The 26898-nt window shown below is 30.9% G+C and carries 29 protein-coding genes and 1 pseudogene; 1 reads left to right on the top strand and 29 read right to left on the bottom strand.

All coding sequences use genetic code 11. The features are described from left to right. Positions 1 to 80 precede the first annotated feature (80 nt). From CHL78_RS11690 to CHL78_RS11760, 15 genes are all read right to left on the bottom strand, one after another. A complete protein-coding gene (locus CHL78_RS11690; protein ID WP_094366734.1) occupies positions 81 to 611 on the bottom strand; it encodes a helix-turn-helix domain-containing protein in 531 nt (176 codons plus the stop codon). A gap of 173 nt (positions 612 to 784) precedes the next feature. Next, the gene (dapG, locus tag CHL78_RS11695; protein ID WP_094366733.1) at positions 785 to 1999 is read right to left on the bottom strand and encodes an aspartate kinase; all 1215 of its coding nucleotides are present in this window, start codon (positions 1997 to 1999) and stop codon (positions 785 to 787) included. 9 nt (positions 2000 to 2008) lie between these two features. Then, positions 2009 to 2254, bottom strand: a complete 246-nt coding sequence (locus CHL78_RS11700) for a YlmC/YmxH family sporulation protein (RefSeq protein WP_094366732.1) — start codon at positions 2252 to 2254, stop codon at positions 2009 to 2011. 25 nt (positions 2255 to 2279) lie between these two features. Further along, complete coding sequence (locus CHL78_RS11705) at positions 2280 to 3521, bottom strand: M16 family metallopeptidase (RefSeq protein ID WP_094366731.1); 1242 nt, start codon at positions 3519 to 3521, stop codon at positions 2280 to 2282. Between the two features lie 147 nt (positions 3522 to 3668). Beyond that, positions 3669 to 4412 carry a polysaccharide deacetylase family protein gene (locus CHL78_RS11710; protein WP_094366730.1) on the bottom strand — a complete coding sequence of 248 codons (744 nt, stop codon included), beginning with the start codon at positions 4410 to 4412 and terminating at the stop codon, positions 3669 to 3671. A 155-nt stretch (positions 4413 to 4567) separates the two neighbouring features. Next, on the bottom strand, positions 4568 to 5068 hold the full coding sequence (locus tag CHL78_RS11715; RefSeq protein WP_094366729.1) for a hypothetical protein: 501 nt from the start codon (positions 5066 to 5068) through the stop codon (positions 4568 to 4570). 59 nt (positions 5069 to 5127) lie between these two features. Then, positions 5128 to 5685 carry a hypothetical protein gene (locus tag CHL78_RS11720; RefSeq protein WP_094366728.1) on the bottom strand — a complete coding sequence of 186 codons (558 nt, stop codon included), beginning with the start codon at positions 5683 to 5685 and terminating at the stop codon, positions 5128 to 5130. Positions 5686 to 5885: 200 nt separating this feature from the next. Then, on the bottom strand, positions 5886 to 6845 hold the full coding sequence (locus tag CHL78_RS11725; RefSeq protein ID WP_243446427.1) for an endonuclease/exonuclease/phosphatase family protein: 960 nt from the start codon (positions 6843 to 6845) through the stop codon (positions 5886 to 5888). Positions 6846 to 6957: 112 nt separating this feature from the next. Continuing rightward, entirely contained in the window at positions 6958 to 7533 is a 576-nt protein-coding gene (locus CHL78_RS11730; protein ID WP_094366727.1) for a helix-turn-helix domain-containing protein, read from the bottom strand. Positions 7534 to 7817: 284 nt separating this feature from the next. Then, a complete protein-coding gene (gene yajC, locus CHL78_RS11735; RefSeq protein ID WP_094366726.1) occupies positions 7818 to 8096 on the bottom strand; it encodes a preprotein translocase subunit YajC in 279 nt (92 codons plus the stop codon). A gap of 33 nt (positions 8097 to 8129) precedes the next feature. Further along, entirely contained in the window at positions 8130 to 8576 is a 447-nt protein-coding gene (locus tag CHL78_RS11740) for a PTS sugar transporter subunit IIA (RefSeq protein WP_094366725.1), read from the bottom strand. Positions 8577 to 8589: 13 nt separating this feature from the next. Beyond that, positions 8590 to 9408, bottom strand: a complete 819-nt coding sequence (locus CHL78_RS11745; protein WP_094366724.1) for a PTS system mannose/fructose/sorbose family transporter subunit IID — start codon at positions 9406 to 9408, stop codon at positions 8590 to 8592. Next, entirely contained in the window at positions 9398 to 10189 is a 792-nt protein-coding gene (locus tag CHL78_RS11750) for a PTS mannose/fructose/sorbose/N-acetylgalactosamine transporter subunit IIC (RefSeq protein WP_094366723.1), read from the bottom strand. The genes CHL78_RS11745 and CHL78_RS11750 overlap by 11 nt, the downstream gene beginning before the upstream one ends. Positions 10190 to 10215: 26 nt before the next feature. Further along, positions 10216 to 10707, bottom strand: coding sequence for a PTS sugar transporter subunit IIB (locus tag CHL78_RS11755; RefSeq protein ID WP_094366722.1), 492 nt, complete (start codon positions 10705 to 10707; stop codon positions 10216 to 10218). A 35-nt stretch (positions 10708 to 10742) separates the two neighbouring features. Next, positions 10743 to 11933: a glycoside hydrolase family 88 protein gene (locus CHL78_RS11760; protein ID WP_094366721.1), complete on the bottom strand. Its 1191-nt coding sequence runs from the start codon at positions 11931 to 11933 to the stop codon at positions 10743 to 10745. Between the two features lie 251 nt (positions 11934 to 12184). Between CHL78_RS11760 and CHL78_RS11765 the strand changes: the two genes are divergently transcribed. Then, positions 12185 to 12964 carry an IclR family transcriptional regulator gene (locus tag CHL78_RS11765; protein ID WP_094366720.1) on the top strand — a complete coding sequence of 260 codons (780 nt, stop codon included), beginning with the start codon at positions 12185 to 12187 and terminating at the stop codon, positions 12962 to 12964. A gap of 56 nt (positions 12965 to 13020) precedes the next feature. Here CHL78_RS11765 and CHL78_RS11770 read toward each other — a convergent pair whose 3' ends face one another. The 14 genes and pseudogenes from CHL78_RS11770 to CHL78_RS11835 form a co-directional block, all read right to left on the bottom strand. Continuing rightward, positions 13021 to 14091: a sugar kinase gene (locus CHL78_RS11770; protein WP_243446428.1), complete on the bottom strand. Its 1071-nt coding sequence runs from the start codon at positions 14089 to 14091 to the stop codon at positions 13021 to 13023. Continuing rightward, positions 14027 to 14674 carry a bifunctional 2-keto-4-hydroxyglutarate aldolase/2-keto-3-deoxy-6-phosphogluconate aldolase gene (locus CHL78_RS11775; protein WP_094366718.1) on the bottom strand — a complete coding sequence of 216 codons (648 nt, stop codon included), beginning with the start codon at positions 14672 to 14674 and terminating at the stop codon, positions 14027 to 14029. Before CHL78_RS11775 ends, CHL78_RS11770 begins: the two co-directional genes overlap by 65 nt. A 20-nt stretch (positions 14675 to 14694) precedes the next feature. Then, positions 14695 to 16710 carry an alginate lyase family protein gene (locus CHL78_RS11780; protein WP_094366717.1) on the bottom strand — a complete coding sequence of 672 codons (2016 nt, stop codon included), beginning with the start codon at positions 16708 to 16710 and terminating at the stop codon, positions 14695 to 14697. A gap of 82 nt (positions 16711 to 16792) precedes the next feature. Next, entirely contained in the window at positions 16793 to 17572 is a 780-nt protein-coding gene (kduD, locus tag CHL78_RS11785) for a 2-dehydro-3-deoxy-D-gluconate 5-dehydrogenase KduD (RefSeq protein ID WP_094366716.1), read from the bottom strand. A gap of 28 nt (positions 17573 to 17600) precedes the next feature. Further along, positions 17601 to 18431 carry a 5-dehydro-4-deoxy-D-glucuronate isomerase gene (kduI, locus tag CHL78_RS11790; protein ID WP_094366715.1) on the bottom strand — a complete coding sequence of 277 codons (831 nt, stop codon included), beginning with the start codon at positions 18429 to 18431 and terminating at the stop codon, positions 17601 to 17603. Between the two features lie 213 nt (positions 18432 to 18644). Next, positions 18645 to 20759: a polyribonucleotide nucleotidyltransferase gene (locus CHL78_RS11795; RefSeq protein ID WP_094366714.1), complete on the bottom strand. Its 2115-nt coding sequence runs from the start codon at positions 20757 to 20759 to the stop codon at positions 18645 to 18647. Positions 20760 to 20936: 177 nt separating this feature from the next. Continuing rightward, on the bottom strand, positions 20937 to 21767 hold the full coding sequence (locus CHL78_RS11800; RefSeq protein WP_094366713.1) for a DegV family protein: 831 nt from the start codon (positions 21765 to 21767) through the stop codon (positions 20937 to 20939). Between the two features lie 248 nt (positions 21768 to 22015). Beyond that, on the bottom strand, positions 22016 to 22888 hold the full coding sequence (locus CHL78_RS11805; protein WP_094366712.1) for a potassium channel family protein: 873 nt from the start codon (positions 22886 to 22888) through the stop codon (positions 22016 to 22018). 127 nt (positions 22889 to 23015) lie between these two features. After that, positions 23016 to 23270, bottom strand: a complete 255-nt coding sequence (gene rpsO, locus CHL78_RS11810) for a 30S ribosomal protein S15 (RefSeq protein ID WP_094366711.1) — start codon at positions 23268 to 23270, stop codon at positions 23016 to 23018. Between the two features lie 105 nt (positions 23271 to 23375). Beyond that, positions 23376 to 24305: a bifunctional riboflavin kinase/FAD synthetase gene (locus CHL78_RS11815; RefSeq protein ID WP_094366710.1), complete on the bottom strand. Its 930-nt coding sequence runs from the start codon at positions 24303 to 24305 to the stop codon at positions 23376 to 23378. A 76-nt stretch (positions 24306 to 24381) separates the two neighbouring features. Continuing rightward, the gene (gene truB / locus CHL78_RS11820; protein ID WP_094366709.1) at positions 24382 to 25287 is read right to left on the bottom strand and encodes a tRNA pseudouridine(55) synthase TruB; all 906 of its coding nucleotides are present in this window, start codon (positions 25285 to 25287) and stop codon (positions 24382 to 24384) included. An 11-nt stretch (positions 25288 to 25298) separates the two neighbouring features. Beyond that, entirely contained in the window at positions 25299 to 26270 is a 972-nt protein-coding gene (locus CHL78_RS11825; RefSeq protein WP_094366837.1) for a DHH family phosphoesterase, read from the bottom strand. Continuing rightward, complete coding sequence (rbfA, locus tag CHL78_RS11830; RefSeq protein WP_094366708.1) at positions 26263 to 26661, bottom strand: 30S ribosome-binding factor RbfA; 399 nt, start codon at positions 26659 to 26661, stop codon at positions 26263 to 26265. Before rbfA ends, CHL78_RS11825 begins: the two co-directional genes overlap by 8 nt. A 21-nt stretch (positions 26662 to 26682) precedes the next feature. Continuing rightward, a pseudogene (locus CHL78_RS11835) lies at positions 26683 to 26898 on the bottom strand (translation initiation factor IF-2); the annotation flags it as partial.

The raw sequence follows: 26898 nt of genomic DNA on the forward strand, positions 1-26898 counted from the left end.
ATCAAAAAAATTCATTTAGTATTTATAAATAGGTCTCTAATTTTAAGTATGGTAATTTGAAAGGTATAATTATATAGATATTAATAGTCTAATTGCTTTAAACTCAAAACTAATTTATCATCAGAAACTTCTTTCAATTTATATAATCTTAATTTCGTCTCTATGTCCTTATCTATTTTCTCCAAATTACTAAAAAGGTCTCTAACCGAATCTATTGCATAAGCAAAAACGCTTAATACACCAGCACTTCCTAATTCCATACCCATAAGTTCAGTTTCTGATAACTGATATTTCATTAGCTTATATATCTCTTTTGCGTATGCACCTTTGATTATTATAATGTCCCACTTGTCTTTTAAGCCAATTAGTAGTTCCTCTGGATTAAATACTTCCCATGCTAGATTTTCTTTTTCCAAGGCAAAAAGTTCGTCTAATACCTCACCAGATGTTTTTCCTAAGGTATCTGCTAATGCTGTTAATACCTTTACTGAATACTTTCCAACTTCTTTTTTGGTATGAGTCGAAAGCAGCTGTTGACTAATTCCCGTTTTTTTATGTACATCGTATCTCTTACAGTTGTTTCTTATTAAATATAAATCTAAGTAATTCATATTATCCTCCTAAATACCCCTATTTTATAATTGATTAGTCAAAAATATTTGATTAGTTAATTATATTGTAGTATTAAAATTTTCTACATTCAAGCATTAGTTTAAATTTCTAATAATTATTATATATACAATAAAAAAGAGCGATATATAATCTATCGCTCTCTTACTATTATTTATTTTACATAAAATTCATTGTGTATTGCATGAACAGCGTTAGCCATATCTGCTTTATTAATTAAGCAAGATATTGTCATATGTGAATCCGATGTTTGAAGCAATGATATACCAGCTTTTGATAAGGATCTTACTACTTTTGCCATGATACCAGGTGTACCTGTTATCTTTTGACCTATCAATGTCACCTTTGCACAGTCTGCATTTATTTCGTAATCAATATGATATCTATCTAGTATCTCACTTAACACCTTTATATCCTCTTCATCAATTACAAATGCCTTTTCCTCTATAAAGAAGTTTATCATATCTAAACTTATATTCTTTTCTTCTATCTCATTTAATATAGTCGTAAAATCAGCTTCTTGAGCTTTGATTTTAACTTGAGCTATCTTATCCTTATGAGCAACTGCTGTCATAAATCCAGTATCCTCTTCAAACTCAATTTCAGAGCTATGGTTTTTGTACATAGAACCTATTCTAGTACCATCACCTTCTGGATTTAATGTATTTTTTATAGCTAAAGTTATATCTCCACTTTTTGCAAGTTGAACTGCTCTTGGATGAATAACCTTAGCTCCTTTATCTGCCATTTGGAATACTTCTTCATAGTCTATAAATTCTAAAACTTCTGCATCTGGCTCTACTCTAGGGTCAGCAGTCATTATACCATCTACATCAGTATATATTTCAACTTCTTCACAACCTAGAGCTTTTCCAATAGCTACTGCCGATGTGTCACTACCACCTCTTCCAAGAGTAGTTATCTCTCCATCTTCAGTGCCTCCCTGAAAGCCTGCTATTACTACTACTTTGCCTTCTGATATTTCTTTTTTTATTCTTTTCGGATTAATATTTATTATTTTAGAATCTGAATACTTGTTATTAGTAAGTATTCCTGCCTGTCTTCCTGTTAAGAATATTGCATCTATACCTTTGCCTTGTAACATGCTAGCAAGTATAGTACCTGATATAATCTCTCCACAAGACATTATAAGGTCTAACTCCCTTTTTTTAGGGATTTTATTTACCCCATTACATAATCCTATAAGCGTATCTGTAGCATATGGAGCACCTTTTCTACCCATAGCAGATACTACTACTACTAAATCTATTTCTTTTTCTCTATAGGCTTGAACTATATTACAAACCTCACCCATTTTTTCATATGATTCTACCGATGTCCCACCAAACTTCTGAACTAAAACCCCCATACTATCCTCCTAATATATACCGTCGTACTCTATTATTATCATATCATTTCCTATTTTTTTAACACTTCTCCAAGGTACCTCAAGTACTGATTTATCTTTTCTAAGTCCAAAAAATCCCCTTTCTTTAGGTACTAACAATGCTAATATATTTCCTGTAGTTTCGTCTAGTATAAGGTCACATTCTCCAATTACACCTAGTCTCTCTCCTGTAACTAAGTTAACTATCTCTTTACCTGCTATTTCAGATAAATTCATGTTTATCCCCCCAATGGTTTTTTCCTTATAATATAATTTTTTCTACATCCCTACCAACAATGCATACTCCTAAGTTTTCAAGGTTAAATACCTTATCAATAACCCTGTTTACAGTATCAATATCTACATTATTTATGCACTCTAGTATTTCATCAGTTGTTTTTACACTTTTACCTAAAAGCATATCTTTTCCTATTGACATCATTCTGCTACTTGTACTTTCTAAGCCTAATATATAACTTCCCTTTAGCTGTTCTTTACTTGCATGTATTTCTTCGTTAGTTAAGTAGTTCTTACCTATTTTTTTAATTTCTTCTATAATTAAATTATATACTTCTTCTAGGTTTTCGTTACTCATACTAGCAAATATACCAAACTCACCTATTTTTCTATATAATGCTTGAGATGAATAAATAGAATATACAAGACCTCTCTCTTCTCTTATTCTTTGGAATAGCCTTGAGCTTATACTTCCTCCGAATATATTATTAATAACTGCTAGTGCATAAGCTTCTTCTATATTATCTGCTGGTACTGCTTTTAATGTCATTGCTAAGTTAACTTGTTCAGTATCTTTGTTTTTTGATATAAAACAAGAATTAAACTTGGCTTCATTTATATCTAGATTTACTTCTTTACTTTTCCAATCTTTAAATTTACTTTCTAGTTTTTCAACCATCTCTTCAAATTTAAAGTTACCAGATATAGATATTACCGAATTATTAGGAACATAATAATCATTAAAATACTCTAACATATTTTCTCTATTAATATCATATAAAGACTTAACAGTTCCTATTATATTCATTCCAAGCTTATCATCTTTGTATATATTTTCAACTAACATGTCATAAGCTAGATCTTCTGGTGAATCTTCATACATTTTTAACTCTTCTAATATTACTGATCTTTCTTTATCTATTTCCGCCTGATCAAAGTTAGAATTCAATATCATATCACTCAGGATATCTATACCTTTGTCTATATGTTCATCTAATAGCTTTACGTAATAACATGTACACTCTTTACTCGTAAAAGCATTTATTTGTCCCCCTAAATTGTCCATTTCACTTGCTATATCCTTTGATGTTCTGTTTTTTGTACCTTTAAACATCATATGCTCTATAAAATGAGAAACCCCACTTATACTTTCGTCCTCTATTCTTGAACCAGCATTTATCCAAACTCCAAGTGCAATTGATTTTAAATATGGTATTTCTTCCCCGATTATAGTAAGTCCATTCTTTAGTGTGTGTTTTTTATACATACTCGTCCTCCATTTTTCTAACATTTGCTGATGATTCCTTACTCTACATGTATTAAATTATAGGTTAGTGAAGTGATTTATTCAACTATAAAATGCTCTACGCTTGAGTGACGTGCCCTTGGCAAGCTCGCATCCTGTTGCTCCATTTTAGAATATATCACTTAGTCTTCCTGGTTTAAATCCTTTATCTCTAACTATTTTTATAATATCGTCTATACATTGTGTAGTTGCATTAGTTGGATGCATTAATATTATGCTTCCATCTTTCATTTCTTTATTATTAACTCTGTTTATTATTACATCTGGCTGTTCTCTATATTTCCAGTCTATAGTATCTATATCCCATTTGAAGCATATGTAATCTAGTTCTTTTGCTGCCTTTACTGTGCCTTCTCCAAAAGATCCTGCTGGTGCTTGGAAGAATTTAGTCTTTTCTTGTATTATGTCTTCAATTATCTTTTTAGAAGTAGATATTTGTTCTAGATTATCTTCATATGATAGCTTTGCATAGTCTAGATGCTTGTGACCATGATTTCCTATTTCATGACCTTGTTCTTTGATTTTTAGTAAGAGATCTTTATTGTTCTCTGCCCATCTACCAGTTACATTAAATGTTATTTTAACGTCTTCTTTTTTGAGAGTTTCTAGTATTGATTCTACGTATTCGCTTTCCCAACCTAGGTCTACGTTGCAGGTTAATGCAACGTATCCACTATTTGGTTTTGTACCTTGGTAGTATGGCATATCAGCTACATCATTAAGGTTAAACGTAGGTTTAGAGCCATCACCTCTATTTATCATTAATACTATCCCTACTAGTGCTACTATTATTACCGCTACTGATATAGCTATTTTCTTTAGTTTTTTTTTGTTGATTACCATCATAACCATGAGAACTTCCTCCTAAATATGTACAAATTATATCTTAGTTAATACTATTAAAAACAAGCCTTATTTATGCATAGTAAATTAGTTAGAGTTTATTGATATATAACAGCCGTATGTATATTCTACAAATAAGAGGCAGAATAAATTCTGCCTTCATTTTAATCTCCTATTACATTAGATGGTATAACTGGATCTGTTGGATATCTTACATCAAAGAAGAACCTACCTATAATCGGGTCTCCTGGATGCTTTGAGAATGCTTTTACCACACTTATTCCATTTGCTAGTGTTACTGCTTCTGAATTTGGCGCTACTTCTAATGTAATATCTCCGCATTCTCCTGTTACTGTATATACCATGGCAGTAGTTTGTGATAAGTTTCTTGCTATCACCCTTCCTGATGGATATACTCCATCACATGAGCCTCCTCCATTTGTTAACTTTATATTAGATAGCTCTTCCTGATCAACTGCTGGAAACAATGTTGATTCATAAATTGTCTGTGGATTCTCCTCTCCATTAGTTATTGTTACATCAACAAAAAATTGCTGACTTACTATATTACAACCGCAATCAACAGTAGATGTATCATCTAAGTGATTATAAGTAGATGTACTACATTTACTACATGTACATTTTTTACACGTGCAATTATCCATAACATATACCTCTTTCCTTATGCAAATTTACACTTCAAGCTTTAATATATAATATTTTCTTAATCCTCATTAATTGGATTTATTATATCAAATATAAATAACACCCTTGCTGGATCTTTAGAACGAACTGAAGATGCTTCTACACGACTTATATCTTGAGCTAAAATAACCGCTTCTGATTTTGCTCCTACTTCTATAGTAGTAACTTGGCCAGAGCCTCCAATTACGGTATAGCTTATTGATGTGTTTGATGATAAGTTTCTTGCTATTACTCTACCTGATGGGAAACCTTCAATACATTGATTTTGACTAATAAAAGTCTGTGCATTTTTTACTCTAGTTTGAAACTTTGTAGAATTATAAATAACTGATACATTATTTCTTAGAATTGTACTTAAAACAAATCGTTGTTTCACAAAATCTCCACAACATTCAATGCTAAGCTCATCATTAAAATGGATTTTGTATTCTTGCTTACAATCTTTTTTGTGATCACAATTTTTACATGAGTCCTCACTACAGTCTCTGCAATCACAATTTTGGCACGAGTTTTCATTACACTCTCTACAGTCGTAATTTTTGCATGAGTATACACTATCATTTGGATATTTAGCCATACTATCCACCTCTCTTTATAAAGCAGTTTATATATCTAGATTTAATATATTATACTATTTACAATAGAATTGGTTACTATATCAAGCTAGCTACTTTTTAATAACTAATTGCTCTTTATTTACAAATTAAAAGATGACTTTCATAAAAATCGAAAGTCATCTTTTAATACTTTATTTATATTTTAAATATCATCATAGGATTAACAATATTGCCCTATATTAAATTCTGCCACAACACTTGCATGGTCAGATGGCCATAATTTTGTTTTAGTTTTGTCTGAATCCTTATCTCCTACTACGGTAACTCTAATAACATCTAAGTCTACAAAATTTTTAACCAAAATCAAATCAATTCGTGTACTTAGTGTTGAAAAAGCATTTAGCAAGTCATTATCTTGACAACAAGTAAATCCATCTCCAACACCTGAAATATCCCATACATCCTTAAAACCTGCAGAAATTAAATTTTCATAAGTTATACTGCCATCATTAGCATTAGCATTAAAATCTCCTATAAAAAATAGTGGGAAAGCTGTATTTCCTGGTCCAGAAATTAGTTCGTTTGCTTGGGCTATTTGTATATTCTCATCATTTACCTCTAGATGTGTATTTAATAATCTAAATATAGTACCTCTAAAACAAGCATCAATATATGACCATCCATGTAATATTGTTATTGGAAATCCTCCAACATCTACCACTAAGTTATTTACAAAATTAGCCTCTTGTCTTTTTATAATCTCTATTTCACTATATTCACGAACTAATATAACATCTCTATCATGTAAGCTAACTAAGTTATTAGAGCTACTTGGAAGCGTACCTTCAAAGTTATTATTTAGTATTGCTACTTTGTAACATAATCCTAACTTATTCAACTCACAAAGAAGTATTTTTATAAAATCATATTCAACTACATTAGAATTAGGTGGAATTAGTTTCCATATGGCAGCTTCTTGTAACCCAATAATATCTGGATTTTTTAACTTAATAATACGAGCTATTGCTTTTGCACGCATTGGAAAGTTTGTAGCTAAAAATTGTCTAAAAACTTCTGTTACTCTAAAAGGTATTTGCGCAGGTAAAGCGTTAAATAAAGGTAGTAAGCTTGCTCCAAAATAAATATTCCATGTCATAACTGATAGTGTATCTTTTTTCAAAATTATCACCTTTTTTCAAATTATTTACTATAATATATGATTTAATTAAAAATGTTGATAACATAATAAGACATATTTCTATAACTTAACTAGATAGATGTATTCTACAATTTTAGAATAAGATAAATATCATAACAATCGCTACTACTAATGTCACTAAACCAGAGCCTATTGCTAACAAAATTTTCTGATATATTCGTTTCCCATACTCCTGATTCTTTTCACGTTCATCCATATTTTTACCATCTAAAAAAGTAATAATTTCTCTATAGGTTTGGATATTAAAATTCTTTTTATGTTTTTCAACTCGAATTGCATAATATATTGATCCTACAGCTATCAATCCCCAAATTCCAAACCCAATATCTCCCATGAATCGTACAAGTGGAATAGGTAATAAAATAGTGCCTAGCATCAATATGCTAAAAATATTTCTATCATGTTTAAATACATCAATGTCTTCTTTTTTAATTTGTTCTTTCATTTCTTCAAGGTCCCCTTTAATTAATATGTCAAGAGATACATTAAAAAGAGAGCTTAGCAGTAATAAGCTTTTCACATCAGGGTAGTTTTTATTATTTTCCCAATTTGAGATAGTTTGACGAGATACAAATATCTTTTCAGCTAATCCATCTTGTGAGAGCTCCATTTCTGTTCTATATTTTTTTATTTGTTTTCCAATCTCCATACAATGACCTCCTGCACCATTAGTCTATAACCTCCAGTTAATTTTCACCATCAAAAGTATTTGATATTGCCTATTTTTCGCATGTCAAAAGTATTTGACACTCTACAAATCCCTATTTATCTATATTATATCAGAACTTATAGATTCGCAAATTGTTCACTAAAATATACTTTGAAGTGTTATAATTTCCTTGGTAATAAAAAAAGACGAGAGTTTATTCTCGTCTTCTTTATTACTTCTTCTATTTTTTAGTATGCTTAGTAGCTTTCTTTCTATTATATAGATTAATTTTCTAAGGTAGCCATTATAGCCTGTACATCAATCTCTATTACTACATTTTTAGCAACTTCTAAAGAAACTCTATTGTTGCTAATTTTTCTTATATATCCATATATTCCAGACATAGTCAGTACATAGTCTCCAACCTTTATACCTTTAATAAATTCATCTCTTTTAGATTGCTCTATTTGCATTTGATTTTTTCTTTTATTTTGCATAACTACCATAGTGGCAATATACATTGCAAATATTACTACTACCAATAAAATTGTGCTACCTCTCATGCTATTGCTCCTTAATTGATATAAACTAAAACTCTATATCATATCTTCACATTCTACTTCTTCATCTTCTTCAAAGTCAGCTAAACTCATAACTCCCATAATATTTCTTACTGAGTCTAATGAATTATTTATCTTTTCTAACATATTTTCTTCATCATTTAATACTAATATGTTTGTAGCTACATCTATCATAAGCCCTAAAGATACTCCTGAAACTACAAACTGCTCTTTTGATTTTGCTAGTTCTGCTATTTTTCTTGTTACTATTTGGCTTGGAGCTCCTCCCATTAAATCTGCAAATACTATTAACTGATCCTGTTTATTTAAGTAATCACTTACTATATCTTCAAATTTCTCATGAGTTATATCTCCTGAAAGATCTTGAGCATGAACTCTATCACTTTCTCCTAATAATAAGTCAAATGCAGACTTCATACCTGTTGCAAAATTTCCGTGTCCTACTATTAATATATTATACATACTACACCCCTTCTTATGCTATTACTCCAAGTACTGATCCAGCCATACCTATAACTAATGTTAATGCTAATAATTGATATACATTCCATTTTTTATTTCTAACTAAGTAGAATATAAATAATGTAAATAATGCTGGTAATAAGTTTGGTGTTATTTTATCTAATATTGTTTGGAATGCTATTTCATTAACTGATCCATCTGGTAAAGTTGCTGCATACTTAAGTGGTATAGTTATCTTTACAAACGATACTGCAAGACCTGATACTACTGTGATACCAACTATAGCTGCAAGTCTTGATATACTTGCCATCTTATCACTTAATGATTCTATGTACTCAGTACCTAATTTGTATCCATAGAATCCAGTTAAAGCCTTAGTTGCTATTAAAGATGCGTTTATTCCTAAGAAGAATAATATTGGTCCTAGTATTAATCCTTCTGCAGCTAAACCTGCACCTATACTTGAGAATAATGGAGCTAAACCAAATTGGAAGAATGAGTCACCTATTCCTGATAAAGGCCCCATTAAAGCCATTTTTATTGAACGAGCATTTTCAGCAGATTCACCATTATCTAATAGAGCTAGATGTATACTAGTTATAAATGGTAAGGTCTGAGGGTTTGAGTTGAAAAACTCTATATTTTCAATCGCAGATTGTTTTAGCGCGTCTTCATTGTTTGCATATATTTTTTTAAGTGCTGGTAACATAACGTTAGCATATCCTAGACCTTGGTAGTTTCCATAGTTAAAAGCTGATTGTAAGAAAAACGATCTAAATGCTACTATTAAATAATCTTTTAATTTTAATACTGGGTTCTTTTTAGATTCCATCTGAGTAATCCTCCTCTATGCCTTCTACTTGATTTACTGCCACCGCTACCGGCTTATTATGGTAATCATATAATGCAAATACTAATGCTAAGAATGCCACACCTATAACTGGTAATTCAAAGAATGTAATTGCAACAAATCCTAATACAACAAATGCAGTAAATTCTTTTTTAACCATAACGTTAAGTATCATTGCAAATCCTATTGCTGGTAACATTCTACCTGCTACTGAGAATCCATCTATTATCCAAACTGGAATCATTGCTATTAAGCTTTGAGCTCCTTCAACACTAAATGCTGCTGCAAATCCTATTATAAATCCTACTACTACAAATGCCCAAAATGATAAATGAGATAAGAAGCTGAACTTCTTAAATTGTTTTGCTTCTAAAGCTTTTCTTGCTGCTGTTGGTATACCTGCCATACCTGTATATGTTGCTGTTATAATAAATTGGAATGCAACTGCAAATGGCATAGATAATGCAAGTGCTGTTTCTGGGTTCATTCCTGAAGACTTTAATGTTATAGCCATTAAAGTACCTACTATACCAGGCCCTAGCTGGTTAGGAGGAACTGTACCACCTGCTCCAACTCCGAATCCCATAAATGCGATTTCTGAAACTGCACCCATTGCTAATGCAGTTGGTAAATCACCTAATATTAAACCAACTCCTGTTGCTAATACTAATGAACGATTAGTGTATATTCCTAATAACTGTCCACCCAAACAAAATCCTGTCCATAAACCAATCAGTACACACTGGAATATTCCGATTTCCATTACTTTATCCCCCTATTAATTAAATTTTATAAGTAATTACTTATATCCGCCTCTGCTGCTCCATCTCCACCTATTGGAGTTGTCTTAGTGTTGAATTTAACACTATGTTTATCTCTTAATGCTCTTAATGCATTTTTATCTTCTTCCCCTAAGTAAATAGATCTAGTTACTTTCTCTTTTCCTTCTTGATTATGTATGTTTCCAATATTGATTTCTTTTATTGGTACTCCACCATCAACCAATTTAAGTGCTGATTCAGGACTTTTACAAACTATAAATATTTTTTGGTGTGGTGCTGCTTTATGTATTACTTCACAAGTTTTAGCTATTGAGAAAAATCTCATCCCTACTGATGCTGGTACTACTGTTTTCATTAATGTTTGTTGCATTTTGTTAGTGCTTGCTTCGTCATCTGCTACTATTACTAAGTTAGCTCCTAAAGCACTTAACCACATTTGTCCTTGTCCATGTATTAATCTTTCATCAATTCTCATCATTTTTATATCTGGTACACCCATAATAAACACCCCTCAATTTTTATTTTAATATTATTTTACCAATATAATTCCCAATCTTTGTAGAATCTTAATAATGCTTCTAGGTAGAAGTAATCTCCCCATATGTTACCTTCATCAACACCTTTTCCTGAGTGCCATGAGTAAACTCCGTGAAGTAATAGTGTATCTGCATCATCATTTTCTTTTGTAGCGTAGTTAGTTATTAATGATCTTAATATTGTGTGCATTGCATACTTATAAGTTTCTTTATCTTCATCTACTTCTGGTAAATACTTGTTCATCTCATGCATACCGCATACTGCTATAGCTGCTGCTGATGAATCTCTTGATTGATCATCCCCATCATTAAATATTAAATCCCAGAAACAAACGTTGTCCTCAGGAAGACGATTTAAGAAGTAGTGTGTAACCCCTTTGTATAATCTAAAGCATTGCTCATCTTTTGTGTATCTATAATTTAAAGGTAGTCCATATACTCCCCATGCTTGCCCTCTTGCCCAAGAAGATGTATCACTAAATCCTTGTCTTGTTACTCCTTTTAGAGGTGCACCCGTTTCATTGTCAAAGTAGAATGTATGGAATGCTGATGCATCATCTCTTACAACATTATTACATGAAGTAGTATAGTGCTTAAATGCTATATCGTAATATTTTTGCTCTCCTGTAACATTATGTGCCCAGTAAAGTAGCGGTATATTTAATAAGCAATCTATTATTAATCTGTAATTATCTTTAGCACCAAGCTCACCCCATGCTTGTATAAATTGACCTGTTTCTTGATATCTTCCTATTAATTGATCAGCTGCTTTAATTGCTGCTTCTTTTGCATCTTCATTACCAGTTAACTTGTAAGATGCTACACATGATAAACTATATAAGAACCCCATATCATGATGATCTACTTCTATTTTGTTATCTATTCTGTGCTTAAATGAATCAACATTTTTATCAGCTAAATTTTTAAACTTCTCATCATTTGTATATTCATAAGCTAACCAAAGCATCCCTGTCCAAAAACCTGTAGTCCACTCTATGTTGTCTATGATTTTGTACTTGTTATCAAATGTAGCTGGAGTAGGATACATTTCCCCAAACTTATCCATGTTTTTTTCGATTCTTTTTATACACTCCTCAATTGCAGCTTGAACTTCTGCCTTCGAAACAAAATCGTTTTCCCTGAATACATTATGTTTCGCTATTTTTTCGATGTTGATATCTTTAATCATGCCATACCTCCATAATATAAATTAAAACCCAAACCCTAGTGTTCCATATTATGAAACAGTGTTTCGCTTTTTCTTAATTTCATTATAAATAATATATAAACCCTTGTCAATTCTTTTAAATACTTTTTTGCCATATATTTTATTTTTAGCGTTCTTTTTCTTTTTCCACATTTACAACTTTACTCTTTTAAAAAAATCTTATATAGTATATCTTAGTAATATAAATTAAATTTTCAATTAAGGGGATAGAAATGAACGATAATAATTTAGTCCAATCAGTTGATAGAGCACTAAGTATACTAGAAGTATTAGCTGATTTTCCTAATGGAGCCGGAATTACGGAGATTTCTAAATCTCTTGGATTAAGTAAAGCAACTGTGCACAGATTAATATCAACATTAAAGTCTAGAGATTTCGTGAATCAATCAAGAGACACAGAACAGTACCATCTTGGGTACAAATTATTATACTTATCAAACTGTGTAAGTAAAAATATGGATATATTTAAAGTTTCAAGACCTATTATTAGCCGCTTTGCAGATACGGTTGATGCAACAGTTCATCTGTCTACACTAGACGATAGCAATACAAATATTATCTACGTAGATAAGATAGAGCCATCAAATTCAAATAAGACATTTGTCATGTCATCTAAAGTAGGTAAAAAAGCTCCATGTTATTGTACTGCTGCTGGTAAGTTATTACTTTCTGATTATAGCGACGAAGAAATCAGAGAGATAATGAAGGATGTTGATTTTAAAATTCATACAGAGAGAACAATCAAGAATATAGATGAATTTATAGATGAAGTACACGAAGTAAGAGAAAAGGGTTATGCTCTTGATAAGCATGAATATGACTCTGGTATAATTTGTATATCTATGCCTATATACGGAAGTAATGGCAAAATACAATTAGCAATGAGTGTTACTGGTTTAATCATATATTCAACTGTTGAAGATCTTATCGGCCTAAAGGATTCTTTAGGAAAGGTCTCTAAAGAGATAAGTAATACTATTAAGTATCTTTAATTATTTAATAAGCAAAATAAAGAGTTGTCCATTTATATTTTGGACAACTCTTTTTATTATCTAGCTATTTTTCCCACACCATGGTTCATTAAAGTTTCAACTTCCTCTGTAGAAACTAAGTTTGCATCTCCCTTTATGCTGTGTTTTAATACAGATGCTGATGTTGCAAATTCACAAATATACTCTGGAGTTTTGTTGTTTAAGACACCATATAAAATACCTGCTGTTAATGCGTCTCCTCCTCCAACTCTATCTACTATATCATCTATAGTATGCATTTTAGAAGAGTATAGCTTATTATCGCTATAATAATTACACTGTAATGTATTTACAGTTACAGATATATTTTCTCTTAATGATGAGAAAATGTGCTTAATATGTGGGTATAATTTGCTTATTTCACCATAATAGTAATTTAATTTTTCATACTTATCTTCATATTCACAACTCATGTTAAGAATATTTTCTGCGTCTAATATCCCTGCTGATAGTATATTTACATATGGAAGTATGTCAAAAGTAGCTTTACTAGCTTCTTCTAAAGACCATAGCTTTGCTCTATAATTAGAGTCATAACTTACTATTATGTTATTTTCCTTACAGTGCTTCAATATTTTTAATGTTAAGCTTCTAAGCTCCTCAGATAGAGCTAAAGTTATCCCTGAAAAATGGAATATATCTACCCCATCTAAAGCCTCTTTAATATCTAAATCATCAATCTTCATATTACTAAAAGCTGAATCAGCACGGTCATATATAACTTTAGAGGATCTATTACCACTTCCCGTTTGTAAGAAATATATTCCTGTTCTCTTCTCACTTCTTGATATAAATTTAGTCTCTACATCCTTACTCTTTAAATAACCAATTATTGCATCTCCTATATCATCATTTGAAACACTAGTTATTGACCTTGAGTCTATTCCAAATTTAGATAAAGAGATTAATACATTAGCTTCTCCACCTCCATAGTGGACATTTAAACCTGTAGAATTAGAAATCATCATCCCTTTATCTGTAGATAATCTAAGCATTATCTCTCCAAACCCAGCCACTCTCATACTAGTTACCTCTTGCTTCTTTAAACTTTTCAACGTATTGATTACAGATATCTGTAATTTCTTCAAACTTATCTACTTCTCCAAGCTTATTTAGTTCTCCACCTATTCCAACTAAATCTACTCCTGCCTTAGCCCATGTATCTATATTATCTAAATTTACTCCACCAGTTACCATAGTACTTGCATGAGGAAGTGGACCTTTGATTGCCCCTATGTATCCTGGTCCAAATGCACTACCTGGGAATATCTTAACTACATCAACTCCACTTTCATGAGCTGTTACTATTTCATTTATAGTCATTACACCAGGAATATATGGAACCATATATCTGTTGCAAAGTCTTGCAGTCTCTTCATTAAAAGATGGAGATACTACATACTTAGCCCCTGAAAGTATTGCAAGTCTTGCAGTCTCAGGATCTAGTACTGTTCCAGCACCTATTACTACGTCTTCACATTGTCCATACATCTCATCAAGTTCACGTATTATATCATTAGCAAATTTGTTAGTATATGTAACCTCTATAGCTCCTATATTCCCCTTTATACAAGCTTGTGATATTTTAACACCCATTTCTTTTGTATTTCCTCGTACTACCGCAACTACTCCACATTTTTCTAGTGTACTTAATACTTTTATCTTTTTCATAATAGTTCCCCCATAAGTCTTTAATATTTTATAACTTCTCTAGTTATTTTACCTTTTTTTTCAGTGATTAGAACGACTTTTCCATAAATATCATAATTATTTACCTTTAATAATTTTTTGCCTTTAAAGATTTCATTGTGACAAACTAACACAGTGTAAGTTTCATTTTGTGTTGATATTTTTATAGCCTCAGCTTCAAAATTATCTAGTAATCTATCATTACAGTTTTTTACCTCTAATTTTTCTACACTAATATTTTTTTCTTCATAGTCTTGTGATGTAATTACAGTTATGATTGAAGTAAATCCATTATTTTCACAGCTTGTTGTTAGAGTGTCCTGCTCTTCTAACTTGTTGTAGTTATAAGATACTGGTGTTTTTTCTATAGATCTATTTAATATATTTAGGTGATGTAGTGTTAAACGTCCATTTTTACCTTTACATATAGTCTTCTGCTCATCAAGATATACATCATGTGCAAAATGGAAATGCTGCTTGTACTCATGCTCTCCCTCTCCATAAAACTCATCTACCAATATCCATATATTAGGCTTTATATAAAGTACTTTTCTATTTGTAAATATGCCTCTATCGATATATCCTAAATGTGAACCTTCACAGTAATCAAAATTATCTTTAGTTATAAATGGATGCTTTATAGGTGTTGCCACTTTCTTATAACCCCAAGAACCATCTATAATTGTAAAATCTGTATCATCAACAGTTGTTGTATTATGAGCTCTACAACTTTTTAGGTATTCTCTTTTAGCATCTCCTTCAATATACGTGTATCTACCTGAATCGATTAAGTAATCTTCTTTATTTGCAAATATACTGACATGTAATAAATCTGCATGTCCATGACCACTACCTAGAGTCCCACAGTGGAAGTACATATAGTTATCATCACTTCCCCATCCTGACCTCATATAATAGTTACCACTATCTTCAAATGCATAAGATGCCTGATCTGGAGCTTTCGTGTTTATAGATTTATACTCCTTTATAGACTTATAACCTAAGTCCCATATACTCTCAAAATCTATTTCTTCATATGCACCAAATTTCAAGACTTCATCACTGTATAAATAAGCTGCTTTGGTTATCATGTCTCTTAAATCAGTATCATCACTATCACTTTGGCATACTTGAGTATGGTTTGGCTTTTTCATGTAGAAATCTGCATAAGCTAGTTTCTTAGTTTTTTCTACTATGTCATTTGGTAATTCTATATTGTTGTTTTTGCATACTATTAAAGTATCCATATAACAATGAAGCACCTCATTTAAATACATTGGTGACTGCTCCCAATGCATACCATCTTCCATAACCTGAAGATTTATCTGCTCTTGTAATCTATCTATAGATATATTTAAATAGTCTTTCTCTTCTATTATCTTCTCTAAAAATATACTCGCAACCAGTAGTCCATGGTTTTCTAATACACCCCAGTTGCTTAATTTGCCTGACTCTTTGTAATTTTTGTGTAAATAATCCATATGCTCTTTTAGAGATTTAACAAATATATGAGTAAACTCTTGAGTTATATATTCACTACTTTGGAAGTACGTGTATGCTTTTATCCAGTTTTCGCATCTTATACCTGTGTCGATAGTTCTCCACGTTGTCTTGTCTGTATTTTCAATTGGTCTTACAATTTTTATCCAGTGGCTTAGCTGCTCTACAAAGGCTCTTGCATACTTTTCATCATTAGTAAGCGCATAGGCTTGTCCTAGTGTAACCCAGTATCTATGTCTGTTTAGCATAAAAATCCACTCTGGGTCATCATTAGGAATCATGTCCCAAATTATTTCATCTTCAAAAGTATATGGTATATAGGTTCTTTCCATATCCCATTTCCATTCAAATTTAAATGTTTTATTAACCACATCATCAGCTATTCTTATTACTTCATTTACTTCTTCTTGAAAATTATCCTTGCAGTATCTTGCTATCTTATCTATTTCACCTACACATGTATATATATCTAGATTAAGATAACTTTTAAAATCATATTTTATAGAAATATTATTCATCCCCAATCTCCTTATCTGTGAAATGCAAAGAAACTATACCCTTAGTTTTGCATAAGTATAGTTCTTTGATTTTAATATATAATTATCTTACTAACCATCCACCATCAACAGCTAATATAGTTCCATTTATATAATCAGATGCTTTACTAGATAAGAATACAACTGCACCCATTAGATCAAATGGTTTACCCCATTTACCTGTTGGTATTCTTGATAATATTTCTTCGTTTCTTTTTTCATCAGCTCTTATAGGTGCTGTATTAGCAGTTTCTATATATCCTGGTGCTATAGCATTTATTTGTATATTTTTATCAGCTAATTCATTTGCAAATGCTTTAGTTATACCAGCTACACCATGCTTACTTGCAGTGTATGGTGGTACGAATTTTCCACCTTGGAAAGATAACATAGATGCTATGTTTATTATCTTACCTCCACCGTTTTCAACCATAGTTTTTGCAACCATTTGGCTTAGGTAGTATACTGCATTTAAGTTTATGTTCATTACAGCTTCCCAATCTTCTTCTTTATATTCAAGAAGAGGTGCTCTTCTTATAGTTCCTGCATTATTTACTAGTATATCTATTTTTCCGAAAGCTTCAACAGCTTCTTTAACAACGTTTTCTCTATCTTCAGCTTTTGTTAAGTCTCCCTGAACAAAATGAACTTTTCTACCTAAGCTTTCTACTAATTCTCTTGTTTCATCCCAATCTCTGTTATGAGTAGGAACTACTACATCAGCTCCAGCTTTGGCTAATGCAACTACATATCCTTGACCTAGTCCTGTATTTCCACCTGTTACCATTGCTACTTTTCCTTCTAGTGAGAAAAAGTCCATTGAAAAATCATTTAAACATCCCATAATATATACTCCTTTAGCCCCTCTGTTTTTATTTTAAGTCTGACATCTTTACATGGTCCATATCATCAAATGTTTGATTTTCTCCACACATTCCCCATATAAATGTATAATTACTTGTTCCTACTCCTGAGTGGATTGACCAACTTGGAGATATTAGTGCTTGTTCATTTTCAACTACTAAATGTCTTGTTTCTGATGGCTCTCCCATTAAGTGTATAACTCTTGTATCTTCTTTCATATCAAAGTAGAAGTATACTTCCATTCTTCTTTCATGTGTATGACATGGCATAGTATTCCATACGTTGTTAGGCTCTAACATTGTCATACCCATTAATAATTGACAACTTTGACATACATTTGGATGAACATATTGGTATATAGTTCTCTTATTTAGGTTTTCGTTTTCCCCAAGTCTAACTGGTCTTGCATCTTCTATATTTATTTTAACTGTTGGATATTCCTTATGTGCTGGTACTGAGTTTATATAAAACTTAGCTGGTTTTTCACCATCTTTTGATTTAAATAATATTTCTTTAACTCCCATACCTATGTACATACCATCGTGCTTTTTTATTTCATATTCAGCACCATCAAGTATTATTACACCATCTTCTCCTACGTTTATAACTCCCATTTCTCTTCTTTGTAGGAAAAACTCAACTCCCATTTCTTTTCCTGCAACTAAACTTAATGTTTCATTTATAGGCATTGCTCCACCAAATATAATTCTATCTACATGACTATATGTTAAGCCAATAGAATCTGGCGTAAATATTTCTTCTTTTAAATAATGCTCTCTTAATTCTTGTGTCCCATATTTTTTTGAATCAGCTGGATGATTCGCATATCTTATATCCATATTAATAACCCCTCTCTTTTCGTGTTCCATTATTCGGAACATCGTTTCATTTTCTATAATCATTATATATTATACAGGTAAATAAAGTCAACAGCTAATTGGATAAAAAATTTGATTCACTCAAACTTTACCAGATAATTCATAATAATTAGTATATAAAAAAGGAGGTCGTATATTACGACCTCCTCTTTCTTATATTGAGTAATTTATATATTACTTTTCTTCTTTTTTCTCTACTTTTTCAGGCTTAGGTAAAAGTACTTTTCTAGATAAGTTAACTCTTCCTTTTTCATCTATTTCAGTAACCTTAACTGTTACTTCATCACCTACGTTTAGTACATCCTCAACCTTAGCAACTCTTTCGTGTGCTATGTGAGATATGTGAAGTAATCCTTCTTTACCTGGAAGTATTTCAACGAATGCACCGAAGTTCATTAATCTAGTTACTTTACCAGTGTATGTTTGTCCTACTTCAGCCTCAGCAACTATATCGTTGATTCTTTGTTGAGCAAGAGCTATCATATCTGGATCTATTCCACCTATGAATACTTCTCCATCTTGTTCTATATCTATCTTAACACCAGTTTCATCGATTATCTTAGTTATAACCTTTCCGCCAGGTCCTATAACGTCTCTTATCTTATCTGGGTTTATTCTCATTGTTATTATCTTAGGAGCATATCTAGATAATTCTGCCTTTGGAGCTGAGATTGTTTTTCTCATTTCATTTAATATGTGTATTCTACCAGCCTTAGCTTGAGTTAACGCATCTCTTAAAACTTGCTCATCTATTCCAGCTATTTTTATATCCATTTGTATAGCAGTTATACCTTTTTCAGTACCTGCAACCTTGAAGTCCATGTCTCCTAAGTGGTCTTCCATACCTTGTATGTCAGATAATACTGCAACCTTGTCATCATGCTTTATAAGACCCATTGCTATACCTGCTACCATGTCCTTTATAGGTACACCAGCATCTAAAAGTGATATTGTAGAACCACAAACACTACCTTGAGATGTTGAACCATTTGAACTTAATACTTCAGATACTACTCTTATTGCGTATGGGAAATCTTCTTTTGAAGGAAGTACTGGAACTAATGCTCTTTCTGCTAAAGCTCCATGACCTATTTCTCTTCTACCTGGTCCTCTTGATGGTCTAGCTTCACCAACACTGTATGCAGGGAAGTTGTAGTTGTGCATATATCTCTTGCTTTCTTCTTCATCAAGTCCATCTAATGTTTGAGCATCTCCAAGAGCACCTAATGTAGTTATAGACATAACTTGAGTTTGACCTCTTGTAAATAGTCCTGAACCATGAGTTCTAGGTATAAATCCATTATCACACCATATTGGTCTTATTTCATCTGGCTTTCTGTTATCTGGTCTTATATTTTCATGTACTATAAGTTTTCTAACTTCTTCTTTTATTATAGCTTGAAGAGTTTCTTCTATATCTGAACCGAAATCTTCTACTACTTCTTCAAAATGAGCAAGAGTTGCTTGTTTAACAGCATCCATCTTTTCCATTCTTTCAAGCTTTTCTATAGTCTTAACAGCTTCTTTCATATCTGCAGTTGCAAATGCACGAACAGCTTTCTCAACGTCAGCATCTACTTGATGAAGTGTTATTTCCATCTTTTCTTTTCCAACTTCAGAAACTATAGTTTCTATGAATTCAACTATTCCTTTAATTTGTTCATGTGCAAATAATATAGCTTCAAGCATTAATGCATCAGGTATTTCTTCTCCACCAGCTTCAACCATCATTATAGCATCTTTAGTTCCTGATACTACTAAGTGAAGTGTACTCTTTTCTCTTTGTTCTAGAGTTGGGTTAACTACAAATGCACCATCAACAAGTCCTACTACTACAGAACCAGTTGGCCCATTGAAAGGTATTTCAGATATAGATAATGCTATTGATGAACCTATCATAGCAACTACATCAGGCGTACAATCTGGGTCTACAGATAATACAGTAGCAACTACTTGTACATCATTTCTAAATCCTTTTGGGAATAATGGTCTTATAGGTCTATCTATAAGTCTAGAAGTAAGTATAGCCTTTTCTGAAGGTCTTCCTTCTCTCTTTAAAAATCCACCTGGTATTTTACCAACTGAGTATAATTTTTCTTCGTAATCAACACTTAGAGGGAAGAAATCTATTCCATCTCTTGGCTTAGCTGATTTAGACGTGTTAACCATAACCATAGTATCACCGTATCTAAGTATCGCACTACCACTAGCAAGTTCTGCTATTTTTCCTATTTCAACAGAGAATTCTCTCCCTGCTAAATCCATTGTAAAAATCTTATGTTCAAACATTAATGTTTGTCCTCCTCTTTTATCTATAACCGTTTATTTTCTCTCATTTACTATATTATCAAAAAACCTATAATTTAACAATAAAAAACTCGAACACCGTATTTTATTAAAATCTTATAGCTACTTTACACTATTTTTAAATTTATTATTTACTACTTATAATAAATTTAGTCATATCTAATTTGAACAACTTATTGCAAAAATATCCGGACCTGTATGACAACAAATACAAGCTCCACCTTCTGTTATAAAAATATTTTTTGCTTTGATATGTTCTAATTCTTTTTTTAGTAGTTCAAGGTCTTTTTCGTTATCTCCACAACCTATTGTTATATTTTTATCTTCTAATGTGTCATACTTTGAATTTAATAATCTTATCATTTCATGTATAACGTGCTTTTTGCCTCTTACTTTATTTATTACAGCTATATTACCATCTTCAACTGAGAATAAAGGCTTTAAATTTAACATATTCCCAATTGCTGCACTTGTAACAGATACTCTACCACTTCTTTTTAAATACTCAAGACTATCTGGTACAAATAATAATGTTACACTGCTTCTTAATTTTTCTAGCTCATCTATTATTTGTTTAGCATTTAAACCTTCTTTTTTAAGTTCCGCAGCCTTTATTACATATTGACCACTTCCAAGAGATAAGTTTAATGTATCAAATATATGTATATTTCCTTCAGTATCATTTTTTGCCATTACTGCACTTTGGTATGTGCCTGATGATTTAGAAGAACCTGTTATACACACTATTTCGTATTCTCCTACATATCTATCAAAAACTTCTTTAAATTGCATATACGTGGCTTGAGATGTCTTAGGAAGTGTTTTAATTTCTTTCATCATTTTATAAAATTCTTGATTTGTCATATCTACAGAGTCTTTGTACTCTTTATCATCTATTATTATTGTTAAAGGTATTACATCTATATCATTGTTTTCAAGTAGCTCTTTAGGTACATCGCATAAGCTATCACAAATTAATTTTATTTTCATAATCAATCCTCCTACTATACATTTAAAATATTATATTACTTTTATATAATTTACACAAACTTTTAATTTCTATATTTATATTACTTTTACCTTTTATATTCTATAAAATTATTCACTAAATTTATAAAGTATAAACCTAAATATGTAGCTTTCTGTATATTTCAACAAATTACTTGCACTACGGCTTTCCTCAATTGTAACATTTTTAATAATATGCATTACTGTACCCGCCTCATAAATCCTACAGTTTATGATTCTTTATATGATAACACACTACTTAAAAATATAGTTATACAGATTACACTTGTAGTAGAAATAATAATACCTATTAATTTTGCTGGAACTGTAACTGGGATTATATCTCCATATCCTACAGTTGTAAAAGTTATTATTGTATAATAAAACAAATCAAAATTATTGGATACATTTGAGAATGAACCTGGATATATTTGATTTATTAAACATGTTGCTAGGAATAAATTTAATATAACCATAATCAATAATAGAACAGAAATTATAGTTATACGACTTGCTGTATTGTTATCCCCATGCTTACTTTTTATGTGTACTGGATTTTTTATTAATCTAATAAGTACTTTCAAATTAAGTATGTATGATATAAGAAGTCCAGCTAAAGCAATAATATGTATCCCTTCAAACTGTTTTGGGTCAAATAAAAACACAGTAAAATATACGCTTAATAAAAAATAACTAAGCAATAAGTTTCCTTTTAAGTCTTCATCTTTTACATTTCCTATAAACTTTTGTATTCCTGTAGTTATAAGTAATATATATCCTATAGAAAGATGAAGTATTAAAAGCGCTACTAATATACAGATTCCTGCAAATACATAGTGAATTAAAGTTTGTTGTGTCAATACATAATTGGTTATTGAACTCACAACCATTAATATTACTAAAATTTCTGAGACAACAAATATACCACCATGCATAATCTTTATAAATATAGTGCCTTCAGTAAATATTGCTTTATACGTTTTATTTATCTCTTTTAGAGTCTTATATATGGATTTTATAAGTCTTTTATTTTTTTTATTATTACTTACTATAATAGACAATAGCACTATAATAGTACAAACAACTATTAATACTTTTCCCATGATAAATATAGCTCCTACATGATTATTTTATTGTTAACTTATATCTATTATAAAAAAATAACCTATATCGTAATTATAAAATTACTCTATAGGTTACCTTTATTATTTCTTTATTATAAAGAAATTATTATTTTCTTAATCCTAACTTAGCTATTAAAGCTCTGTATCCATCAAGATCTCTATCCTTTAAGTAAGCTAATAAGTTTCTTCTTCTACCAACCATCTTTAAAAGACCTCTTCTTGAGTGGTGATCTTTCTTGTGAGTCTTTAAGTGGTCGTTTAATTCGTTTATTCTAGCTGTTAATAAAGCTATTTGTACTTCTGGAGAACCAGTATCTCCTTCAGCTCTTCCGAATTCTTTGATTATATCAGTCTTGTTCATCGTGTGTACCTCCGTTTTTTTTATTAAAATCCCCTATTACTAAGCATTGATTGGAGTATTCAAATGCCGGGTAATGGTTAATTTACTTACTTATTTTATCACAACTTATATTATTTTGCAAATATACTTTTCATATACATAATTTGTATCTTTTTTTAGCTGATTTTTTAATTCGTCTAGAGATGCGAATTTCTTTTCATCTCTTATTCTTTCTAAAAATTCAACTTTGATTACTTGTCCATATATATCTTCATTAAATTCGAGTATATTTGTTTCAATAGATATCTTATCTCCATTTACAGTTGGGTTGTAGCCTATATTAGTTGCCCCAGCATATACTTTGTCTTTGACATAGACCTTGGTAACATATATGCCAACTTTAGGAACAAGTACATCAGCATCAACTAAAATATTTGCAGTAGGAAATCCTATTGTTCTTCCTAGCTTCTTTGCATGAATCACTTCACCTTTTAATTCATAATTATAACCTAAATATTCTTTAACCTTAGATATATTACCTGAAGTTACTAAATTTCTAATAAAAGTGCTACTAACTCTTATATTATTTATTTCTACAGGTTCTACTACCTCTAGTTCATAGTTATGTCTAGCTGATAAATGTTTTAAAAGTTTTGGATTTCCTTCTTTATTTTTAGCAAAAGTAAAATCATGTCCAACTATTATTTTTTTTGCGCCTAATTTATCAATTAAAATATTCTTTATAAAATCCTGTGCAGATATTTTAGTCATATACTCATCAAATGGTATACTAACGACTACATCAACGCCTAAGTCTTTTAATCTCTCTATTTTTTCTTCATAGGTAATAATATTTTTTAATGAATTAGACTTAAAATAATTCGCTGGATGATTAGAAAATGTAAATACAACACTTCTTATATTTTTACTTTTAGCATATTCTATAGCCTTTTGTATAAGAGCTGTATGCCCTTTATGAAGTCCATCAAAATTCCCAATTGTAATGACACTTTCTTTTATAATATCTATTTCATTTATTGAATTTATAATAGTCATAATGATTTCCCCACTAAATCCTAATTTTAAATTCTAACCGCTAAACCTAAGCCTCATAATTTTAGCAGAGTGAATTTTATATAAATAGTTTATCACTTTTTAGACTAATAGTGTTATCCTGTTTTTTTAATCTTCCTGCACCTAAAAACTCACCATTACTATATACTCTTACAAATTCACCTTCATAAGATGAATCTTCTACCTTAAATCTTCTTGCATCAATAACACCACCATTGATGTAGTACTTTTCTGCGCTTGGATTTAAATCTGCCTTAGCAAAGTTGCTTAGTACATAGTCTATCTCATACATATGATTTTCTAAAGTGTTGTTTTCCTTAAATTCTTCTAACTGTTCTAAAGTTATTGCATTTTCAAGGTTAAACATTCCAGATGCTGTTCTAAGTAAAAATGACATATGACCTCCACAGCCTAAGATTTCTCCTATATCGTAGCATATACTTCTTACATATGTACCCTTAGAACAAGTTACATGAAACATTATTTTTTTATCATTAATACTAAGAATTTCTAATTCTTTTATATTAACCCTTCTTGGCTTTACTACTATTTGATCAGCCTTTCCACTTCTAGCTAAATCACACATCTTGCGTCCATTTACCTTTAGAGCAGAATAAATAGGAGGTAGTTGATCTATCTCTCCTCTTTGGCTATCAAATGCTTTTCTTAACTCTTCTTCAGTTATATTAAAATCATCTACTCTTTTTAAGATTTCACCAGATGAATCATATGTATCTGTGTTTATTCCTAAGGTAAGCTCACAGATATAACTCTTGTCTTTGTTTAATATAAGTTCACTTACCTTAGTAGCTTTTCCTATGCATATAGGTAATACCCCTGACGCATCTGGGTCAAGGGTACCTGTATGTCCAACTTTTTTTATATTTAAAATTCTTCTAACTCTACTTACAACATCGTGTGATGTCATTCCAGTAGGCTTAAGTATATTTACAATTTTGTTCATAAGTATCATCCTTAAATTGTTTTTAAGACCTGTTCAAGTACCTTAGCTTTAGCATTTTCTACACTATCAAATATAGTACATCCAGAAGCCCTTACGTGACCTCCTCCGCCAAACACTTTAGCAATCTCACTAACATTAACATAATTTTTAGATCTTAAACTTACTTTAACTTCATTTTCTTTTTTCTCTTTAATTAAAATCCCAACTTCTACACCTTGTATATCCCTTGTATAAGGTGTTATTCCATCTAGATCATTAAAGCTTATAGCATTTTCTTTTAGCATTTCTTTAGTTATTGATATACTGGCTACTTTTCCATCTACTATATCAAGTGTATTTAAAGCTTCTCCTAATAATTTATAATAATTGTAAGGATTGCTTTGGAATACATTTTGTATTACAGTGTCTTTCTTTGCGCCTTTTATTAATAACTCTTTTGCCATTTCAAAGCTACTTGCATGTGTATTTGAGTAAGCAAAATTACCAGTGTCAGTTACAAGACCTGTGTAAAGGGCAGTAGCTACCTTTGCATCTATAAAGTCAATGTTATTTACTTCACTCATTCTTACTAATACGTTATACATAAGTTCACAAGTAGATGATGCATCAACGTCTATATAATTTAAATCACCAAAAGCTTCATTACTAGCATGATGATCTATACATATTAACTTAACTGCATTATCTTTTATTTCATCACTTACACATATTCTTGGTCTGTCACCACAGTCAAGAGATATTAAAGTGTAGTCTTTCATATCACATTCACTAGATTTTAGTATCTCTACACCTTCAATTAAAAATTGCATGTTTAAAGGCATTTGATCATCTAATACATAACAAACGTTTTTTCCTAACTTTTTTAGAGAGTAGTACATAGAAAGAGTAGATCCTATATTGTCCCCATCAGGGCTAATATGAGAAGTAACGACAAAGTCGTTACTTCCATTTATATAATCTATAATATTATTAATATTAGTCATCATAGTTCTCATCCTCAATCTCTTGAGTTTCTTGAGTTTCTTGACTATTAGTTGCATTTACTTTCTTTATAAGGTCAGACATGTACATTCCTTTTTTGATTGAATCATCAACCTTGAATATTATTTGTGGAGTATGTCTAAGCTTAACATTTCTACTTACTTCTCTTCTAATGTAGTTTACAGCACTTCTAAGTCCTAATAATGTAGATTCTTCATCTCCACCTAATATACTTACATATACATACGCATAACTTAAGTCATTAGTTACTTCTACATCAGTAACACTTACCATAGAAGTTATTCTTGGATCTTTGATTCCACTTATAAGCATTGTACTTACAACTTTTCTTATTTCTTCTGCAATTCTTTTTGTTCTATTGTATGATGCCATAATATCGACCTTCTTTTACTATTATAATTTTCTTGCTACTTCTTTAGTTATATAACCTTCTATTATATCGCCTTCTTTTAAATCGTTGTAATTAACGAAAGTCATACCACATTCGTATCCTGTGTTAACTTCCTTTACATCGTCTTTAAATCTCTTAAGCGCAGCTAGAGAACCATCATGTATTATTATACCATCTCTAACTATTCTTACTTTAGATCCTCTGAATATCTTACCTGT

The organism is Romboutsia weinsteinii, assembly GCF_002250835.2.
Lineage (GTDB): Bacteria > Bacillota > Clostridia > Peptostreptococcales > Peptostreptococcaceae > Romboutsia_A > Romboutsia_A weinsteinii.

Bases quoted from the DNA above. Each gene is read 5' to 3' on its own strand.
- CHL78_RS11745 (WP_094366724.1), bottom strand. From the start codon at position 9,408: ATGGAATCTAAAAAGAACCCAGTATTAAAATTAAAAGATTATTTAATA.
- rpsO (WP_094366711.1), bottom strand. From the start codon at position 23,270: ATGAACAAGACTGATATAATCAAAGAATTCGGAAGAGCTGAAGGAGAT.
- CHL78_RS11800 (WP_094366713.1), bottom strand. From the start codon at position 21,767: ATGAAAATAAAATTAATTTGTGATAGCTTATGCGATGTACCTAAAGAG.
- CHL78_RS11780 (WP_094366717.1), bottom strand. From the start codon at position 16,710: ATGAATAATATTTCTATAAAATATGATTTTAAAAGTTATCTTAATCTA.
- kduD (WP_094366716.1), bottom strand. From the start codon at position 17,572: ATGGGATGTTTAAATGATTTTTCAATGGACTTTTTCTCACTAGAAGGA.
- dapG (WP_094366733.1), bottom strand. From the start codon at position 1,999: ATGGGGGTTTTAGTTCAGAAGTTTGGTGGGACATCGGTAGAATCATAT.
- CHL78_RS11815 (WP_094366710.1), bottom strand. From the start codon at position 24,305: ATGACTATTATAAATTCAATAAATGAAATAGATATTATAAAAGAAAGT.
- CHL78_RS11805 (WP_094366712.1), bottom strand. From the start codon at position 22,888: ATGGGAAAAGTATTAATAGTTGTTTGTACTATTATAGTGCTATTGTCT.
- CHL78_RS11700 (WP_094366732.1), bottom strand. From the start codon at position 2,254: ATGAATTTATCTGAAATAGCAGGTAAAGAGATAGTTAACTTAGTTACA.
- CHL78_RS11710 (WP_094366730.1), bottom strand. From the start codon at position 4,412: ATGGTTATGATGGTAATCAACAAAAAAAAACTAAAGAAAATAGCTATA.
- yajC (WP_094366726.1), bottom strand. From the start codon at position 8,096: ATGAGAGGTAGCACAATTTTATTGGTAGTAGTAATATTTGCAATGTAT.
- CHL78_RS11765 (WP_094366720.1), top strand. From the start codon at position 12,185: ATGAACGATAATAATTTAGTCCAATCAGTTGATAGAGCACTAAGTATA.
- truB (WP_094366709.1), bottom strand. From the start codon at position 25,287: ATGAACAAAATTGTAAATATACTTAAGCCTACTGGAATGACATCACAC.
- CHL78_RS11795 (WP_094366714.1), bottom strand. From the start codon at position 20,759: ATGTTTGAACATAAGATTTTTACAATGGATTTAGCAGGGAGAGAATTC.
- CHL78_RS11720 (WP_094366728.1), bottom strand. From the start codon at position 5,685: ATGGCTAAATATCCAAATGATAGTGTATACTCATGCAAAAATTACGAC.
- CHL78_RS11690 (WP_094366734.1), bottom strand. From the start codon at position 611: ATGAATTACTTAGATTTATATTTAATAAGAAACAACTGTAAGAGATAC.
- rbfA (WP_094366708.1), bottom strand. From the start codon at position 26,661: ATGGCATCATACAATAGAACAAAAAGAATTGCAGAAGAAATAAGAAAA.
- CHL78_RS11825 (WP_094366837.1), bottom strand. From the start codon at position 26,270: ATGACTAATATTAATAATATTATAGATTATATAAATGGAAGTAACGAC.
- CHL78_RS11715 (WP_094366729.1), bottom strand. From the start codon at position 5,068: ATGGATAATTGCACGTGTAAAAAATGTACATGTAGTAAATGTAGTACA.
- CHL78_RS11755 (WP_094366722.1), bottom strand. From the start codon at position 10,707: ATGGGTGTACCAGATATAAAAATGATGAGAATTGATGAAAGATTAATA.
- CHL78_RS11705 (WP_094366731.1), bottom strand. From the start codon at position 3,521: ATGTATAAAAAACACACACTAAAGAATGGACTTACTATAATCGGGGAA.
- CHL78_RS11740 (WP_094366725.1), bottom strand. From the start codon at position 8,576: ATGTATAATATATTAATAGTAGGACACGGAAATTTTGCAACAGGTATG.
- kduI (WP_094366715.1), bottom strand. From the start codon at position 18,431: ATGGATATAAGATATGCGAATCATCCAGCTGATTCAAAAAAATATGGG.
- CHL78_RS11730 (WP_094366727.1), bottom strand. From the start codon at position 7,533: ATGGAGATTGGAAAACAAATAAAAAAATATAGAACAGAAATGGAGCTC.
- CHL78_RS11775 (WP_094366718.1), bottom strand. From the start codon at position 14,674: ATGAAAAAGATAAAAGTATTAAGTACACTAGAAAAATGTGGAGTAGTT.
- CHL78_RS11750 (WP_094366723.1), bottom strand. From the start codon at position 10,189: ATGGAAATCGGAATATTCCAGTGTGTACTGATTGGTTTATGGACAGGA.
- CHL78_RS11760 (WP_094366721.1), bottom strand. From the start codon at position 11,933: ATGATTAAAGATATCAACATCGAAAAAATAGCGAAACATAATGTATTC.